We start from the raw sequence: 17,806 nt of genomic DNA, 5'->3' as shown, positions 1-17,806 counted from the left end.
TGGCGACATGTCAGGTTCCTTACCACCGGACCTGAATGTGCCGGTTGCGAGCTACCTTGGTGCCACTTCAGGAGAGGACGCGGATGGCGCCATACAAGATTTTCTCACGCGCTGGCAGAAAATCTCGCACGCCTCCAAAGCTTCGCAGCCGGATTGGATGACACCACTTGTTACGGTGACGCCGAGACTCGAACAGGAGTTTCGGTCCGACCAATTTTTCGAGCAAATGGGGAACGGTGGCCATCTCGACGTCTACGGAGGAGGAAAGGGCTTCGAATTCATCCCGACGATGACGAATGAAGTCTTGATCAATCTGCCACCCTACGAAGAGCGGTCGCACGTCAAGTCGGCGTCAGGCTGGGGCGATTGGCCTGCCTTTACGATCAAGCAGCGTCTCATCAGCGCGAACAAGGACGATGGCGATTATATCGTGACAGCTTTCTTCGGCGTTCAGGCGCCGACGGGTGACGAAGCTTTCACCAACGACGCTTGGGTCGTGACGCCGACGCTCGCGGCGGGCAAAGGGTGGGGTGATTTTGACATTCAAGCGACCGTCGGCGTTCCAATTCCCCTCGAACATGAAGATGAAATTGGAACCTCGATCGTGACGAACGTGACGTTCCAGTACCACCTCGGCCAGTACTTCTGGCCGGAGTTCGAAGTCAACTATACCCATTGGGCCGGCGGCGAGCGGAGCGGCAAGGACCAGGTGTTTCTAACGCCGGGGCTCATCCTCGGGCGGTTCAAGGTTTGCGACGACAGCAATCTGATTATCGGTGGCGGTTATCAGTTCTCTGTATCGCCGAAAACCACGTCGCCGGTTCTCACGCCGACTTACGACAGCAACTGGATCATCACGACAAGGCTCTCAATCTGATGACACCCGCAGCGTAGATCTACCGAGGGATGCGTGCGCGGTTTCAGGATCACGCTATATGCTTATGGTGACGCCGTTACAGACCCAAACTTCGGCCCAGTCTTTCCCAAAGGCTGGGCCATTTTTTGCTCTCGTGACACTTGCTCTTTTCGGCTGCCGCGACCCATTTGGCGAGCTCGGGTTTGCGCCAGAGGCCGCGTCACCAAAGCGGCCAAGCTTCCCGCGATGTTGATGTCGCCGTCCTCCATTCTGCCTTCGAAGCTTGCCATCGGTCACTGATCCGCTACAGTCCGGCAGTTGGCCGACGCGACCGACAGAGCAGAATGGACGAACCTCGTGCAATACATCACGCTGCTTGCTGTGATCGGCATTCTGCTTCTGCAATGGACCGGCTCGATTCCGCTCGCGAGCGTCGGCGGGTCGATGACGATCGCGCTGGCTTTTTTCGCCGCCGCGCTGGCTGTCGGGATCCACGAGGCATGGACGAAGAAACGTGGTGTTTTCGGCTGGATCGTAAACATCGTTGTCTCGTTCGTCGGTGCGTTTGTGGCCGCCCAGATCGGCGGCATGGTTATGGCGATGTTACTCGGCGGCGTCGCGAATTTGGATGGGTCGCTGGCAAAAACGGGAGGTCTCGTGATGTCTGTCGCGCTCGCCGGCGGGATAGTCGCTACGATACTGGGTTCGTGGGGCGCGCTGCTGATCGTGAACCGGTGGCGGTGAGATTCCTCTGGACACCAATTGCACAAGAGCCATCGCGGCACGATTTCGGGGTTCTTGCTGCTGACGATTTGGAAGCTACCAAGAATAAATTGACACCTCGCTTTACGCAAACGCCGATGTCGTCGCCCAAGGGTTGCCGCTAGCCATTAAGTCGGCAAGGACTTTCGTAGCTCGCTGGAGAACGTCATTGCTTTCGGCTGCCGAGAGGCAGACGCGAACGGCATCATGCGCATTCTTCGGATCCAAATTGAAGAATGCGGCTGGGCTTACGCCAACGCCGCGGAGTTTGGCTTCGACAGCAAAGACTTCGCTTTGCCAATCCGCCGGCATCTGCAGCCAAACGTGAAAGGAGTTTGCGTTCGATGAATAGGACAAGCCGCGAAAAGCCTGTTCGGCAATACGTTGCCGTTCCGCGTTTCTCGTCCGCTGAGCGTCCTCAAGTTGCTCAATGAGACGGGAGCGCACGAGCCGAGCTGCTATTTCCGCCTCGATGGGGGGCGCCATCAGCGTGGTCGCACGGAGCGCGGTTCCCACGGCGCGGCGCCACTGCTCGGGCACGCGCATATAGCCAAGGCGGAAGCCGGGCCCGCAGCTCTTTGAAAAACTTGTGATGTAAATCGCTTGAGAGCTGAGCCGAGCCGCCAGCGGCTCCTGGCGCGGCGAAACGAGAAACCCGTAAACATCGTCCTCAATCACCGCGATCTTGTAACGTTCGCAAATTCTGGCGATTGCCTTTCGACGGGCCGGAGGCATGATCGTCGTGGTGGGATTATGCAGAGTAGGTGCGCAGTAAAGCACCCGAGAATGGCTTGAACGCAGCACTTCCTCGAGCGCGTCAGGCAGCAATCCATCATTGTCCATCGCAACGGGAGCGACGTTCCGACCCAGCATTCGGGCCGCCGTTCGTGCGCCGTAGAACGTCGTCGCCTCCATGAGTATGCTTTCTCCTGGCTCCGTAAGCGCGGCAATAGCAATGGCGATACCGTGCTGCGCACCGGCACAAACGACGATATCGTCGCCGACAGCCTTCACGCCCAAAGTCTCTAAATAGGCGGCTCCCGCCGCGCGATGGGAGACCGTTCCGATATCGCTTTGTCTGCCGAGAAGCACTCCGTAATCCAGGTCGCGGGCGACTTCGTTTGCAAGCTCGCGTAAGTTCGGAAGAGGCGGCGCCCCCGCAGGGAAGTTGTGCGAGAGATCGACGAACGGCGCATTGTTCGCCGCTGCCAATGACGATGCCGGCGAATCTGGAAGGCTCGCAAGCACGAACGTCCCTTGGCCAACGCGTGCCTCCGCGAGGCCCCGCCGCTGAATTTCTGAATAGGCTCGCGTTACCGTAGTAACATCGAGTTCCAATTGATCCGCGAGAGAACGATGTGTCGGCAATCTGGTGCCATTGAGAAGTTCGCCGCCGTCGATCGCACGCGTGACAGCGTCGGCGATCGCGAGATATCGCGGGCCTTTGAGACGCCTGACTTCAGAAATCCACTTCATGTCATTCCTGCGCGATGACCCTTGGTCAGTGTATGGATTTCCGCGCGCCGTTGAAGACTCTTTGTCTGCATATAATGGAAGCACACCGCCATTCAGTTGGGCAAATCCCGACGCCACCTCGCGCGCACGCTTTCTCCCGATAATCAAAAAATATCGGATTTTCGCAGAGAAAACCGGAAGCCGCGCGGCCCCGCACGTATCATCAGCGCCGTGGCACATGCCTTGCAAAATCTAGTGCAGACACTTTCGCTGTATGGATCCGTTCATGTCTGCAAATATCGCAACCTCGGGATTGAGCTTCTACATGGTCCCGAACGCTCCGGAGCCGGTTGCCACCTTCTCTCATGCGGTTGAAGCAGGAAGCTTCATTCACGTTACAGGCCAGATGCCGACTTATCCCGGCGAGCCCGAACGCCTCCTTGCCAACGACATCGAAGAGCAAACCCATCGCGTGATGGCCAATCTCTATCTCGTGCTCACAGGACTGGGCCTCGATTGGTCAAGCGTTGTGCGCGCTGGCGCATATCTCACGAACTTCGAAGAAGATTACGCGAGCTTCAACGAAATCTACGCGAGTTACTTCCCCGCTGATCGGTTGCCGGCGCGAACGTGCATCGGGGTTACTGCCCTTGCGCGTGGCGCCCGCGTGGAAGTCGATCTCGTCGCTTTTCGCCCTTTCACACGATAGGAGGGCATTAGCTCGATGAGCGCGATCCAGCCCAGCACAACAATCCAATTACGACGCAGCATTCCGACGCGCCAATATCGTGTCCTTGCCGTGATCGGATTTGTGCTCTGCCTCCTTGTTTGGGGACTAATCAGCGTTTCCACCATCGTCGATCCGGTCTTTCTTCCCTCGCCGGTCGCCGTTGCCCAAACGATGACCGAGATCTTCCGCGATCCAACGATTTGGGCCGATCTATGGGTCAGCTTCATGCGGGTGACGATCGGCTTTCTGCTCTCGGCGCTCGTGGCACTACCGATGGGTATCTTGATAGGTTCGTTCAAACCCATTGAAGCCGTCGTTCAGCCGGTGACGGAATTCGTCCGCTACGTACCGGTCCCCGCGCTCATTCCGATTTTGATGGTCACGCTCGGTATCGGCGAAGAATCCAAATGGGCCCTGATTTTTATCGGCACATACTTTCAGCTCGTTCTTATGGTCGCTGATGAAGTACGGCGCGTCCCCTTTGAGTTGCTGCAAGTGGCTCAAACACTCGGCGCAACACAGGGCGAAATCATCCGCCGCGTTCTCTGGCGATCCGCGATGCCCGGCATCTTCGACGCTCTCCGTCTCTGTAACGGCTGGGCTTGGACCTATCTGATTGTCGCTGAGCTTGTTGCCGCAAACGAGGGCCTCGGGTTTCGAATACTGAAATTCTCGCGCTTCCTTCAGACCCCAAAAATCTGGGTATATCTCATCTTGCTCGGCACGGTCGGTCTACTTCTCGATCTGATGTTCCGTGCGCTCAACCGTCGATTATTCAAATGGGCGGAGAGCGGAAAATGAACCCGATCCTGGAAGTTCAGAACGTCTCGAAAGTCTATCCCACCGACAACGGCGGCGTCGAAGCCTTGCGCCCGACGTCGTTCAAAGTGGAGCGCGGCGAGTTCGTCACGCTGATCGGCCCATCCGGCTGCGGCAAGACGACGATGCTGTTCATCCTCGCCGGTCTCGAAGAGCCGACAGATGGATACATGTTCGTCAGCGGTCGCCAGGCCATCGGACCGGGCGCAGAGCGCGGCATGGTTTTCCAGAACTACACTCTCTATCCTTGGCTGACGGTATCCCAGAACATTCTTTTCAGTGCGACGCTGAAAGGCTCTCGCCAAAGTGGTGAGAACCTGAAAGCCGCGAAGGAGCGATGCGACGCGCTTCTTTATTTGATGGGGCTCGAGGCGTTCGCCAATGCTTATCCACGCGAGTTGTCCGGGGGCATGAAGCAGCGCGTTGCCATTGCGCGCGCGCTGCTTCCGCGCCCAGCTATCCTCCTTATGGACGAGCCATTCGGCGCACTCGATGCGCAGACGCGTGAAGAAATTCAGCAGCTAACGGCACTTCTCAGCCGCCACGAAGGCACGACGGTGCTGATGGTGACGCATGACGTCGATGAAGCGCTCTTTCTATCGACCCGCACGTTGGTGTTTTCCCCTCGCCCGGGCAAGATCGTTGACGATATTCCGGTTCCGTTCGGCGAGGTCCGAACGCTCGACCTCAAGCTGGCCCCCGAATTCATTTCTCTCAAGCGGCGCATGCTCAGCCTGCTAAGGCGCGAGTCTGATGCAAACCGCGACGATTACCTGCAACGGTTGCTGCGGGCGCAGGAGCCGGAATTGTCCCATGTGAGTCAGTTGCACAAAGCGCGAAAGGGAAGCCAATGAAAGCTGTGTCAAGAGTGTTGGCAGTCGGTCTTGCTCTAGGGTTGTCGGCCATCTCGTGGTCTGCGGCGCAAGCGGAGGCGCTGAAACCCTACAAAGTCGGTTACAATAGTTGGATTGGCTACATCTCGCTTTTCATCGCGAAGGAAAAAGGGTTCTTCAAAGACGAAGGTCTGGACCTCCAGATGCAATCGTTCAGTTCGCCGGGTGATGGCCTCGCACCGCTCCTCGGAGGCCAGCTCGACGCGCACTTCACGACAGCCGATAGCGTCATCACGGCGCTCGACAAAGCTCCAGGGCGCCTGGAGATCGTCTACATGACCGACACATCTGCTGGCGCCGACGCCATTCTCGCGAAGGCGGATATCGCGACAGCCGCAGATCTCAAGGGAAAGACTGTTGCCGCGACCGCCGGGCAGTGCAACGAACTCCTCCTCCGCAAAGCGCTTACGAAGTATGGTCTGACGCCGAGTGATATCAAGCTGACGAACATGAACCCCGACGATGCTGGCGCTGCGTTTGCGGCCGGCAAGTTAGACGCCGCCGTGACCTGGGAACCTTGGATCACCAAGGTCGAGGGCGAGAAAAAAGGGCATGTCATTTTCTCGTCCAAAGAGGCACCAAACCTCATCCTCGACGTTGTCGCCATCAGCGACAAGACAGCAAAGGACAAGTCTGATGAGACGAAGGCTTTCCTTCGTGCGTTGAACAAGGCCAACGAACTGGCGATTTCCGATCCAAAGGCGGCTTCGGAGATCGCCGCGAAATCCCTCGAACTGAAGCCCGAGGAAGTCCTCGATATGCTGCCCAAGGTGAAGCTCTATGGCGCAACCGACAACGTCGCTCAGATGAAGGGACCGGCGATCGAGGTTGGAAAGGAACTCGCCGGCTTCTTCAAGGAAGTCAAAGTCAACGATGGCGTGGTCGACACCTCGAATACTTTCAATCCGTCCTACATAGGCAAGTAGCCCATGGAGCCGCTTTACCGAGCCGTACCTGCAGGCAGAGTCGGGACGCAAAACACGGCCTTGCTCGTGATCGACATGGAACGCGACTTTGTCGATCAAGGCGCCGTCCAAGAAACACCGGGAGGGCGGGAAATCATTCCCGCCATCAACCGGCTCATCGGATGGGCTCGGCAGAACGCGATGCCCGTCATCTTCACGCACGAAATGCATCGGGCGGATCACAGCGACTACGGGATCGAGTTGGAGTTCGACCCCGTACACTGTCTCGAAGGAACGCCCGGCTGCGAGCTGACCGAGGGCCTCGATGTACGTTCCGGGGATTGGCGCATTCGCAATAAGCGGCGATACGATTGCTTCATCGGAACGGATCTCGATCTTCTATTGCGCTCGCGCGGTATCAAGAACCTTGTCTGCTGCGGAGTTACGACGCACTGCTGCGTCATGAGCACTGTTTATTCTGCGCGCAACCTTGATTATCGCGTCATAGTTCCGACCGATGCAGTAGCGGCCGTTTCGCCTGCCCATCAAGCGGCTGCGCTTCTCTGCATGAGCGATGTTTTCGCCTATCTCTCGTCGACTACCGCCATCACATCGTGGCCGGTCGCGGCGGGCACCTTCGATACAGCGGTTCAGCTTCAGCATGCGGATGTCTGAAAACACCCCAACAAATCCGGCAAACGTCTCGAAGCTTTACGCATCGGGCGAGAAGGGTTGTATCTCAGCTCCGCACTATGCTGCCGCGGAATCGGGGCGTTCGGTGCTCGCCGAGGGAGGCACTGCAATCGAGGCGATGGTTGCCGCAGCAGCCACCATAGCCGTCGTTTACCCGCATATGAATGGCTTGGGCGGCGATGCGTTCTGGCTGATTAAGCGCAAGGGCGAAGAGCCCATCGTCATCTCGGGCTGCGGCCGCGCCGCCGAGCGCGCAACAGTGAACTATTATCGCGATCGCAGTTACGCGGAACTTCCAGTGCGTGGCCCCGATGCGGCGCTGCTAGTTCCCGGTGCGATTTCCAGTTGGAAATTGGCACTCGATCTTGTCCCCGAAGCACGACGTCTCCCGTTGGAACGCCTGCTGCGGGACGCGACGGATCATGCGATCAACGGTTGCCCTGTATCCCGCAGTCTTTCCCGGACTCTCGATATCTTTGGGCCAGAACTCAGCACGATTGATGGTTTTGAGCAGGTGTTTTTGCCTGATGGGCGAGTACCTGTTGAAGGCGAACTTTATCGTCAGCCCGCGCTTGGAACGACGCTTCGCAGGCTTGCAGCCGAAGGTCTCGACAGCTTTTATCGGGGCCCTATCGCAGAGACACACGCACACTTCCTCGAAAAAGCGGGCAGCCCACTCGGGCTCGGAGATTTTCAATCGTATACGGCGGAATACACTAAGCCTCTATCGATCGCCGTTTCCGCTGGCACGCTCTATAATACTCCGCCGCCGACTCAGGGACTGGCGTCCTTGCTAATCCTCGCAATCTTTGATCGATTGGGAGTGAGATCAGACGACGGCTCTTCGTACATTCATCATCTCGTCGAAGCGACGAAGCGTGCCTTCGCAGTCCGAAACGCCAAACTCGGCGATTCAGATTCGATGGAGGTGAATGCTTCGGCACTCCTTGCGCCTCATCTCATTACCGAAGCTGCAGCGTCAATCGATGCGACGAGGGCGGCGCCGTGGCCCGGCCCATCGCAACTGGGCGGAACGATATGGATGGGCGCCGCCGACAGCGAAGGCGCGGTCGTCAGCTTCATACAGAGTTTGTTTTGGGAATTCGGCTCGGGATTGACGTGCCCGGAAACCGGCATCGTCTTCGAAAACCGAGGCGCGGGCTTCTCGCTTGCGCAAGGGCCAAATCAGTTGGCTCCGCGAAAGCGACCTGTCCACACGCTCAATCCGGGGTTGGCTGAACTCAACGACGGTCGCGTTCTGGCGTACGGAACAATGGGCGGCGACGGCCAACCACAAACACAGGCAGCGCTATTTACGCGTTATGTCCTCTTTGGCCGCACTCTTGCGGATGCGATTAGCCAGCCGCGCTGGCTTCTCGGAAAGACCTGGGGCAACAGCAGCCTGTCGTTGAAGCTCGAAGGACGTTTCTCTGCTGAAATCGAAAATCAGCTCAACACGCTTGGCCACAACACGGAGCGCGTCCCGGACTACTCCGAAATGATGGGACACGCTGGCGCGGTAGTTATGCATCCTTCGGGGCAGCTGGAAGGCGCCAGCGATCCACGATCGGACGGCGCGGCCATCGCGTGTTGAAACGCCGACAATCCGAAATTGGAGGCAAGGTGACGAAGCACTTCATAGAGGCGGACCCATATCCCTGGCCTCACGACGGCGACCTGCGCCCAGAGACGACGGCTTTGCTCATTATCGATATGCAGCGCGATTTCTGTGATCCGCAGGGATATCTCGCCTCGTCGGGGTATGACATCGCCGACACACGAGCGATCGTCCCGGCTGTAGCCTCCGTCTATCAGCGTGTCCGGTCCTGGGGTGGTCTCGTGATCTTCACACGCGAAGGACATCGGCCCGATCTCAGTGACTTACCGCCCCTCAAGGCTTGGCGTTCGCGACGAGGCGGAGGCGAGATCGGAACGCCGGGGCCGATGGGACGATTGCTCGTCCGCGGCGAACATGGTTGGGACATCATTGACGAACTCAAACCGCAGTCGGGCGATGTCGTCGTCGACAAACCCGGCTACAGCGCATTTTACGCCACAGATCTCGAACGCATTCTGAGCACGCGAGGGATCAGAAATCTTATTCTGACCGGCGTAACGACCGATGTGTGCGTTCACTCGACGCTGCGAGACGCTGTGGACCGAAATTACGAATGCTTGGTGGTTGGGGATGCGTGTGCTGCAAGCGTTCCCGAGAACCACACTGCTGCGTTACGTACGATCGCAACAGAAGGCGGAATATTTGGCGCAGTTACGCGTTCTGTCAGCCTTCTCCTTAAGTCAACGGTCTAAGACAAGGCTCTCGCGGACGGCGATGTCGGCTTCCTCCGCAAAGCTGCTTTCAGCGACTATCGACTTTGCCGACAGCAGACTTAGATCCCGTGTCCGCTCCGGGTCGGTATCCTTTACCAAAGGAACAGCGTTCCCGCCGCATGAGCGGATTTGCGGAAGTCGTCGAAGAGCGTGACGATTTGATACGAGAAAACAAATGCGGCGCCGTAGAAGGCGCTTGGATAATTCATCTCCATTGCGAGCAGTCGTGGAACGAGCCAGGGCCACTCTAAAAGGGCTTTGACCGAAACAAGAACAACCGAGATCCCGATCAACGCGCCCGCGAAGATGTCGCTTGCGTAGTGAAGCCCGCCATAGACCCTTGGCATACAGACTATGAAGAATGACCAGAAGTAGCAAACAAGGCCGAGAGGACGGGAGATCAAGAAGATAACGGTTGCGAGCGCAAAGCTGATGACTGCGTGATCACTTGGAAATGAACTCCATTTCGCCAGCGCACGGTCGTCAACATAAAACGGAAGAACGAAATCGTGAGCTCCCGAAAAGAGGGGCCGCGGTCGCTCGGGTAGAACATCCTGCAAAAATCGGCCGATCACGAATGCTGCTATCGCACCAATCAATCCGGCGGCAATAGCGGATCGGTTCGGTTCTCTGTCATGCTTGCGGAACCACAGCGCCCACACCAAGGCCACGATTGGCAGCAGCTTGATGCTGCCCAAACCTAGAAAGCGGATGATGAATCGGTCGGCGGTTTCAGATCTATGAGCGTACTGCCCAAGTATGCGCATAACTTGGGTGTCAACTGTATTCACGTCCCTGCCTCGCAAGGTCTAAATGATTTTAAGCCAGCGCGGACAACGGATGTCTCTCCTGGGGCAGGCAATCATTTTCAAGACTGGCCGAAAGTACCGACAAATTTCTGGCGGTGGAACACCCCGGCTCGGTTGAGAGAGTTGGCGGGCATTGCTTGCGAACGTCTGCATGCGCGTACCGATACATTCAATTGTATGCATCAATCATTCTTGGTCATTTCGTGTCGATGGCCGCGAGGACGTCGCCGTCGCGGCGTGGCAGTCAGATCTGGGGCGCCGATGCTTGTACCTTTGGGTACTTCGGATTAACGGCCTCAACGAGCGAGCGGTTGTGGCAAATGCCACCGCGCGAACTTCGATCTCTAGACATCATGCATTGATCAGGCACTTGCTTCATGAGCCATGAAGCAAGTGCCGGAACAAATGGAAAGGAGAAGCGTGTCATGAGGTCGATGACAAAAGCGGCATTCGCTCTGGCAATAGGGGTATTTACGGCGCATGTGTCCGAAGCGGGCCAAGCCGGAGATCCCACTGCTACACGAGAGCTCAGACCGAACCAGAGCGCTGCATTCCCGGTCGAAGCGAAGGCTACTCTCAGCTACTTCACGAGCGAGGATGGGATTTGCAAGGCGGTCATGTGGATTGCCGCACCGCCGACGTGGCAAGAAAAGGTCGCAACCTTCGCGACAACGAAGTACGAGGCCAATATCCCGGTCGGACAATCCAGCATAATCACTCCAGTACCCGGCAAAGCATTCGCGTTCGAATGTCGATCGGAAGCACAGGTCATGACGATCCGCCCGCTTTTGCTGGAAAACCTGGAGCGTTGATCGAAGCTCTCTCTCTCTCTGTCTGGCCACTCCGGACGGCATAACCGCCTCCGGGTGGCAGACGCGGATGATGTTCCATCGCTACCTGCATTTTGCAGCAAGTTCGTCTTCTGCGACTGCCGCCAAGGCGCGACGGCCCTGGATGCTCTCGGCCGATAGCTGTGAGATTTGCCACAAGATGAAAGAATTTCGAAAATTGCCGAGTTTCTGAAAGTTGACGGCGAACTCCAACAAAGTGTCGGCTCAACACTGCCGCCGATTGCTCGATTTGCGGTTTCGTCCGTGCTAGCGTGGCACCCATACTTGAACATGCCGCATGCTGACGACCTGATGTCTCTCCAAACGTGTGGAGGCAGTCGGAATGGACGATCCGGTCAAATCAAGTGAAGCGCTCCTGCAGGAGGTTGCGCGACTTCGCGATAAGATCGCAGAACTCGAAGCGCGCGGTCCGGAACGGCAATCCGAGAAGGAACTCAAGAGCGCTCAAGAGCGCTTCGAACACCTGCTCTCGTCGAGCCCTGCCATTATTTACACCACGCTCGCCTCGGGCACTTACGCATGCACCTATGTGAGCGAGAACATCCGCTCAATTATGGGTTTCTCGCCCGATGAAATGACAACGGATGCAAAGTGCTGGCCGGATCAGCTTCACCCCGACGATGCGGAACGCGTTCTGAGCGAACTGGGCCCATTGATCGAACACGGAGGCGGAACGGTCGAATATCGCTTCCGGCATCGGAACGGGCATTACGTTTGGATTCAAGATAGTTTTAAGGTCGTCTACGATGATACGGGCGCTGCGACGGGCGAGTGGCCGAGCAACGCAACTCGCCCTCTCGAGCTGATCGGCGCCTGGGCCGACATCACAGAGCGCAAGGAAGCCGAGCAAGCAGCGCTGCGCGCGAATGCCCAGCTCCAGGAAACCAAGCGCTCGCTTTCGCGTCTTATTGAAAGCTCGCCCGATGCAATCATTTCGACCGACAAGGCCGGCTGCATCGTTCTTTTTAATGAAGGCGCAGAAACGCTTCTCGGGTATCGCTCCGACGAGGTTGTAGGGAAAAGCGTTTCCCGCATTTACGGCGGCGAGGCCGGTGCGAACGAAGTCTTGCGGGAAATGCGCAAGCGCGGCGGCACGGTATCCGGATTTGATAGCGTGCTTTGGGCCAAGGACGGCACGTCAATTCCAGTGCTCATCTCAGCTTCAATGCTCTTCGGCGATGACGGCGAGCAGATCGGCACCGTCGGGTTTGCGACGGATTTGAGGGAACGCAAGCGTTCGCAGGAAGAATTGCAAAATGCCTATGACGAATTGGAGAAGCGGGTCGAAGCGCGCACGACGGAGCTGAATGAAGCGCGCGGTCGTCTCCAATACCTTCTCACAGTGACCCCGGGGATCATGTACACAAATCAGGTGACGGACGGCTACAGATGCAGTTTCGTCAGTCGCAACATCGATCCCATCATGGGCTTCTCAGAGTGGGAGATGCTTGAGGATTCGGAATTCTGGTTGAAGCGCGTCCATCCGGAGGACACTGAACGCGTTTTTCAGGAGATGGGGCCGCTCGTCGAGCAAGGCGGTGGTTCGATCGAATACCGCTTCCGGCACCGGGATGGCAACTACGTGTGGATCCAAGACACGTTCAAGGTTGTCGAGGATGACTCCGGAAAGCCCCTTGAGATCGTGGGGTCCTGGGCCGACATCACCCACCGCAAACAGGTTGAGCAGGCACTCGGCGAACGCATGGCGTTGATGAACGACCTGCAGAACCTCGTCGCGGCAAGTCCCGCAGTCATTTACACGACCAAGGCCTCGGGCAATTTCTCATGCACGTTCGTCAGCGAAAATCTGAAAACGACCATGGGTTATGCGCCATGGGAAATGCGTGAAGATCCAAAATTCTGGCTAAAACGCCTTCATCCCGAGGACGCCGGCCACGTATTCAATGAGCTGGCAAAGCTTATCGCGCAGGGTGGTGGCGTTATCGAATACCGCTTCCGGCACCGGCGCGGTCACTACATCTGGATCCAGGACACGTTCACCGCGACCAAAGACAAAGACGGCAATCCCATGGAGCTCATCGGCTCATGGGCCGATATCAGTGACCGCAAAAAAATCGAGGCGGAATTGAAGAGGCTTGCCGGAGAGGTCGAGGTTCGCAACCGATTCATACGGGATACATTCGGCCGCTATCTGACGGATGAAGTCGTCACGACGCTCCTCGATTCCCCGAGCGGCATGCAGATGGGCGGCGAGAAGCGCAAAATTACAATGCTGATGGCAGACTTGAGAGGGTTCACGTCGCTTTCGGAAAGCTTGGATCCGAAGTGGGTCGTAAACATGCTCAATCGCTATCTGTCCAGCATGGTGACGATCATAAAGAAATACGGCGGCACGATTGACGAGTTTATCGGCGACGCCGTGTTTGTGATCTTCGGCGCTCCGACTTGGCACGATGATGATGCTCAACGGGCCGCTGCGTGCGCCGTCGAAATGCAGCTCGCAATGAAGACCGTCAATGAGCGGAACAGAACAGATGGCCTTCCCGATATAGAAATGGGAATTGGCCTGCATACGGGTCAAGTCATCGTCGGCAATATCGGCTCGGCCGAACGACTGAAGTACGGCGTCGTCGGGAGCCACGTGAATTTGACCTCCCGCATCCAATCACTGACGGTCGGCGGTCAAATCCTGGCTTCGGAGAGTACGCGCCGCGAAGTTGGAACAATGCTCAAGATCGCAAAGCAGATGGAGGTGCGAGCGAAGGGATTCGAACAGCCGATAACGATCTGCGAAGTCGTGGGTATAGGCGGCCCACACAAGCTCATGCTCTATCAATCGAGCGAACCTCTCGTCGAGTTGGCGCAAGCTCTTGAATTCACCTATCAGGTTCTCGAATCCGACCTTCAGGACGATGACGTCTTCAGCGGACGCTTTACGAAGCTCGCTTCGAAACGGGCAGAAGCTTACTTGGCCAAACCCGTATCTGCCCTCTGCAATCTCAAGATCCGCATTCGGAGCGGCGATAAAGGCTTTGTAGCTGGAACACTCTACGCGAAGGTCGTCGCAACCGGTTCGAGAAACGACGTGATGGTGCACTTCACGTCGATGCCTCGCGAAGTAGAGGTCGTTCTGCGGGCTTGTCGTGGAGAGCCCGAAGAATGCGAGTGTGCTCCGCTTCCACCAGCTTCCGAGTCAAATGGGGAACCCGGCATCCAATTGGGTGCCGCCTAGGAAATTTTTCAAAGTTTCTTGCGCGTTGTGACAAAGCCCACAGCGTGTGTCGGCAAAGACCCTCATGATCCATCCAGCATCGAAAAGCGATGCGAACCGCAACACAACCGACGGACCTAAAGGAGAATTGCCATGGAAAAGTTCACCACCCTGCTCAAAGCAACGCTTTTAGCTGCCACGATTTCCGGATCGGCGACAGGAATTGCACACGCCGGAAACCCCACGAGTGGGACTGTCATGAAGCCCTTACAAGGGATCACCTTCGCGGCAGGTCCGAAGCGCGCTGTCGGGTATTTCTATTCTAAAGATAATCGTTGCAAGCTCGTAGTGACCGTTGCCGACACCCCAAACGGGGCCGGCGATACATTCGATGTCCTGCGCCACGAAGCAAGTGTTGGACCGGGCGATTTCGACCAGCTCAACCTGAACAACGGCGAGACACTGGAATTCAACTGCGCGAACGACGTGCGGACAATGGCTATCCGGTCCGTCGAACACATCGCAACTGGAACCGTCAAGTGAGGAAATTTCTTCGACACTCGTCAACTTGAGTTTCAGCTTCACGATGAAGGAAGACGTGAGATGAAACAAGCTACTTCGGCCTCATCCATACCTTCGTTTGCAAAGATCGAACCGTTCCGCGGCTTGACCGCGGAAGCACTCGAGCGCGTGCAACAACACTGCAACTGGAGGCATTACGCGGCGGGCGAACTGATCCTCGACTACCGCGATAAAACGGATGAGGTCTTCTTCATCACGGAAGGCGACGTTCGCGTGAGCATCTATTCGATCGACGGCAAGGCTATTACGTTCAGCGACCTCAAAGCGGGCGACATGTTCGGCGAAATATCCGCAATCGATCACGGGCCGCGGTCCGCGAGCATCGAGGCTCGGTCGCGATGCTGCATTGTCTCGATGACGGGCGTCGCCTTCGTTTCATTGTTGAAGACAGAGCCTGAACTGGCATTCGAAATACTATTGCGCTTGGCTCGCAAGATCAGAGAGCTGACCAACCGCGTTTATGAATTCAGCAGCCTGGACGTCGCCAATCGGACCAGAGCGGAACTTTTGCGGCTTGCACGGCTGGGCGCACGGCAAGGCGAGCTCATAAAGATAGATCCTGCTCCGACCCATGCTGATATCGCGAGCCGTATAAGCACGCATCGCGAAGCCGTTACACGCGAGTTGAACCGTCTCTCAAAGCTTGGCATCGTCGAGCGGCGAGGCACGATCCTCATCGTGAACGACATCGAAAGATTGGAGGAAATGGTGGAGGAGTTGAGTTAGACGGTCCACCACTTCCGCTTTCGGACTCCGGCGATTCTCGCAGCCCGTGCCACGATAGACGTGAACGCGATGGCGATCATATTAGGCATCGATCGCTTCATGCCGGGGGCGCGCGTATTGAGCGACCTTATCAGCGTCCGGTGCATCGAAACATGGCTCAGAAAGTTCGATGCGAAGCTCCGCGCGCAAGCCGCCATCCGAGCGGTTTGAGAGCGCGAGACTTCCCTTCGCGCGAGTGAGCGCAAGATCCACAATCGTGAGGCCGAGCCCGCTTCCGATGGCAGTCCGATTTCGCCCGCGGAAAAAACTATCCCTCACATTGGCAAGCTCATCGGCGGGAATGCCCGGCCCCTCGTCATCGATACGGATTACCGCGACGTTACCCTCTCGCTCGGCCGAACACCGCACGATACCAGAAGGCGGAGAATGAAGGATGGCATTCTCGAGGAGATTGCGAGCGGCCATCGCAAACAGGATGGGATCCATGTTCAGCCGAATGCCGTCGAGGCTGCGATCAAAATGCACCTGCGCCGAGTGCGATAGCTGATAACGAAGTTGCTCATCGACGAATTCCAAACTCTTGCGAAGTTCGATCCCATCTTCCGGCGGATAGACTTCACTCGATTCGGCCGCCGTTATATCCATCAGTTGGCGAAGCAGGCGGGCTGTACGATCGACCCCGAAAGCAACCTGCCGAAGAGCGCTATTGCGCACGGCGGCATCTTCGCTCGAAAGCGCTATTTGGGCTTGCACTTTCAATCCCGCGATCGGCGTTCGCAACTCGTGCGCGGCGAAGGCCGTAAAGTTTCGCTCGTGCTCGCGCGCCGCAGTGACACGATCAAACAGGCCGTTGAGCGATTTGATGACCGGCCCGATTTCGGACGGCGCTCCACTCTCGACGAGCGGACTGAGATCGGACGCACTGCGAGTCTGAAGTGCGCGAGCCATCCGGTTCAAAGGAGCAAGTCCCCGGCCAACGCTCAGCCAAATGAGGGTGGCCATGATGGGGGCAATCAGCAAGAGTGGAAGCAGAAACCCTTTCATGACCCCAGCGACGAGCCGATCCCTCACCCGCAAGTTGTCGCCTACAAGCACCCGAATTCCGGCCGCCCGGTTCTCGACGGCATAGACGCGCCAATGTTCGCCACCGACGTTGTTTTCCGAAAATCCCGACGCATCTCCAGTCAGCGGCGTTTCGGGCGCATCGTCGGAGCGCCCGACGAGCGAGCCGTCGAGAGCCCAAATCTGACAAGACAGCTGCCGCTCATAGAGCGTGCGGTTTGCGGCGGGGTTGAGCGGACTTTGCCCAGGACGACCGGAATGCTTCTCCTGATTGGTGATCAACGAACTCACCATTCGCGCCGCTTCGATCAGGCGGGCGTCAAGCACCCGCTCGACCTCGGCGCTCGTGCTGAAATAGATCCAGCAGGCTGCACCCGTCCATGCGCCGCCGGTGGTCAGCATCAGAATGAGAAACAAGCGTGCGCGGATGGACCTCATGATGCGTCCTCATACAGCCGATAGCCGATGCCACGCACTGTCTCGATCACGTGATTACCGAGCTTGGCGCGCAGGTGATGAATGTGGACTTCGACCGTGTTGCTTTCGACATCCTCCTGCCAGCCGTAAAGCTTTTCCTCGAGCTGGCGTTTCGAAAGGATTTGCCCGGGTCGATCCATCAAGACTTTCAGAATGGAAAACTCGCGCCGGGAAAGCCGCACCTGATCGCCGGATTTTCTGACAGTCATCGACGCGGGCTCGATTACAATATCCCGCCAGGCAATGGTCTCCGTCGCGCGCCCTGCGGCGCGCCGGATCAGCGCTCGCAAGCGCGCGACCACTTCGTCCAGGTCGAACGGCTTTCCGAGGTAATCATCAGCGCCGGCATCTAGCCCCGTGATCCGGTCGACCACAGTATCTCGCGCCGTCAGCAACAGCACGGGAACGGTATTCCCGCGTTGACGCAATGATCCCAACAAATCCAAACCGGAACCGTCCGGCAACATCTGATCGAGCACGATCGCATCGAATTCGCCTGCACGCAGGGCCGTCTCGGCGTCGGCGTAGCAGGCGGCGATTTCCACGGTGAAGCCACTGAGGTTCAGTCCCACCTGCAAACCATCGAGCAGAATGGCATCATCCTCAACAACGAGGATCCGCATCGATCTTCCCATCCTATTCTTCAGCGCATAGCGCTCAGGCGCCGCTCGCCAACACCATCA

The 17,806-nt window shown here is 57.4% G+C and carries 17 protein-coding genes; 13 read left to right on the top strand and 4 right to left on the bottom strand.

Annotated features, from left to right (window positions below):
* Positions 1–7 precede the first annotated feature (7 nt).
* Both K2Q04_RS02695 and K2Q04_RS02690 read left to right on the top strand, forming a co-directional pair.
* Positions 8–877, top strand: a complete 870-nt coding sequence (locus tag K2Q04_RS02695; RefSeq protein WP_291158873.1) for a hypothetical protein — start codon at positions 8–10, stop codon at positions 875–877.
* Positions 878–1,174: 297 nt separating this feature from the next.
* Positions 1,175–1,600 (top strand): hypothetical protein, encoded by a 426-nt coding sequence (locus K2Q04_RS02690; protein ID WP_291158870.1) that lies wholly within the window; start codon positions 1,175–1,177, stop codon positions 1,598–1,600.
* Positions 1,601–1,702: 102 nt separating this feature from the next.
* Here the strand turns inward: K2Q04_RS02690 and K2Q04_RS02685 are convergent, their stop codons facing one another.
* Positions 1,703–3,094, bottom strand: coding sequence for a PLP-dependent aminotransferase family protein (locus K2Q04_RS02685; protein ID WP_291158868.1), 1,392 nt, complete (start codon positions 3,092–3,094; stop codon positions 1,703–1,705).
* Between the two features lie 265 nt (positions 3,095–3,359).
* Between K2Q04_RS02685 and K2Q04_RS02680 the strand changes: the two genes are divergently transcribed.
* From K2Q04_RS02680 to K2Q04_RS02650, 7 genes are read left to right on the top strand one after another with little or no spacing between them, the layout of a single operon-like run.
* Positions 3,360–3,782: a RidA family protein gene (locus K2Q04_RS02680; RefSeq protein ID WP_291158867.1), complete on the top strand. Its 423-nt coding sequence runs from the start codon at positions 3,360–3,362 to the stop codon at positions 3,780–3,782.
* Between the two features lie 15 nt (positions 3,783–3,797).
* A complete protein-coding gene (locus K2Q04_RS02675; RefSeq protein WP_291158866.1) occupies positions 3,798–4,604 on the top strand; it encodes an ABC transporter permease in 807 nt (268 codons plus the stop codon).
* Positions 4,601–5,476, top strand: a complete 876-nt coding sequence (locus K2Q04_RS02670; RefSeq protein ID WP_291158865.1) for an ABC transporter ATP-binding protein — start codon at positions 4,601–4,603, stop codon at positions 5,474–5,476. The genes K2Q04_RS02675 and K2Q04_RS02670 overlap by 4 nt, the downstream gene beginning before the upstream one ends.
* On the top strand, positions 5,473–6,441 hold the full coding sequence (locus K2Q04_RS02665; protein WP_291158863.1) for an aliphatic sulfonate ABC transporter substrate-binding protein: 969 nt from the start codon (positions 5,473–5,475) through the stop codon (positions 6,439–6,441). Before K2Q04_RS02670 ends, K2Q04_RS02665 begins: the two co-directional genes overlap by 4 nt.
* 3 nt (positions 6,442–6,444) lie before the next feature.
* A complete protein-coding gene (locus tag K2Q04_RS02660; protein ID WP_291158862.1) occupies positions 6,445–7,095 on the top strand; it encodes an isochorismatase family cysteine hydrolase in 651 nt (216 codons plus the stop codon).
* Positions 7,088–8,707, top strand: coding sequence for a gamma-glutamyltransferase (locus tag K2Q04_RS02655; RefSeq protein WP_291158860.1), 1,620 nt, complete (start codon positions 7,088–7,090; stop codon positions 8,705–8,707). The genes K2Q04_RS02660 and K2Q04_RS02655 overlap by 8 nt, the downstream gene beginning before the upstream one ends.
* A gap of 29 nt (positions 8,708–8,736) precedes the next feature.
* Entirely contained in the window at positions 8,737–9,423 is a 687-nt protein-coding gene (locus K2Q04_RS02650; protein WP_291158858.1) for an isochorismatase family cysteine hydrolase, read from the top strand.
* Between the two features lie 113 nt (positions 9,424–9,536).
* Here the strand turns inward: K2Q04_RS02650 and K2Q04_RS02645 are convergent, their stop codons facing one another.
* Complete coding sequence (locus tag K2Q04_RS02645; RefSeq protein WP_291158856.1) at positions 9,537–10,235, bottom strand: phosphatase PAP2 family protein; 699 nt, start codon at positions 10,233–10,235, stop codon at positions 9,537–9,539.
* A gap of 443 nt (positions 10,236–10,678) precedes the next feature.
* Between K2Q04_RS02645 and K2Q04_RS02640 the strand changes: the two genes are divergently transcribed.
* The 4 genes from K2Q04_RS02640 (at position 10,679) to K2Q04_RS02625 (ending at position 15,584) form a co-directional block, all read left to right on the top strand.
* Positions 10,679–11,065 (top strand): hypothetical protein, encoded by a 387-nt coding sequence (locus K2Q04_RS02640; protein WP_291158854.1) that lies wholly within the window; start codon positions 10,679–10,681, stop codon positions 11,063–11,065.
* 361 nt (positions 11,066–11,426) lie between these two features.
* Positions 11,427–14,297 carry a PAS domain-containing protein gene (locus tag K2Q04_RS02635; protein ID WP_291158852.1) on the top strand — a complete coding sequence of 957 codons (2,871 nt, stop codon included), beginning with the start codon at positions 11,427–11,429 and terminating at the stop codon, positions 14,295–14,297.
* Positions 14,298–14,429: 132 nt separating this feature from the next.
* A complete protein-coding gene (locus K2Q04_RS02630; RefSeq protein ID WP_291158851.1) occupies positions 14,430–14,819 on the top strand; it encodes a hypothetical protein in 390 nt (129 codons plus the stop codon).
* Positions 14,820–14,879: 60 nt separating this feature from the next.
* Positions 14,880–15,584: a Crp/Fnr family transcriptional regulator gene (locus tag K2Q04_RS02625; RefSeq protein ID WP_291158849.1), complete on the top strand. Its 705-nt coding sequence runs from the start codon at positions 14,880–14,882 to the stop codon at positions 15,582–15,584.
* An 81-nt stretch (positions 15,585–15,665) separates the two neighbouring features.
* Here the strand turns inward: K2Q04_RS02625 and K2Q04_RS02620 are convergent, their stop codons facing one another.
* Both K2Q04_RS02620 and K2Q04_RS02615 read right to left on the bottom strand, forming a co-directional pair.
* Entirely contained in the window at positions 15,666–17,084 is a 1,419-nt protein-coding gene (locus K2Q04_RS02620) for an ATP-binding protein (protein ID WP_291158846.1), read from the bottom strand.
* Positions 17,081–17,746, bottom strand: coding sequence for a winged helix-turn-helix domain-containing protein (locus K2Q04_RS02615; protein WP_291158844.1), 666 nt, complete (start codon positions 17,744–17,746; stop codon positions 17,081–17,083). The genes K2Q04_RS02620 and K2Q04_RS02615 overlap by 4 nt, the downstream gene beginning before the upstream one ends.
* Positions 17,747–17,806 lie beyond the last annotated feature (60 nt).

The organism is Hyphomicrobium sp. (assembly GCF_019753045.1).
In the GTDB taxonomy this organism is placed as follows: Bacteria; Pseudomonadota; Alphaproteobacteria; order Rhizobiales; family Hyphomicrobiaceae; genus Hyphomicrobium_B.
This window is presented reverse-complemented; position numbering and strand designations above follow the sequence as displayed.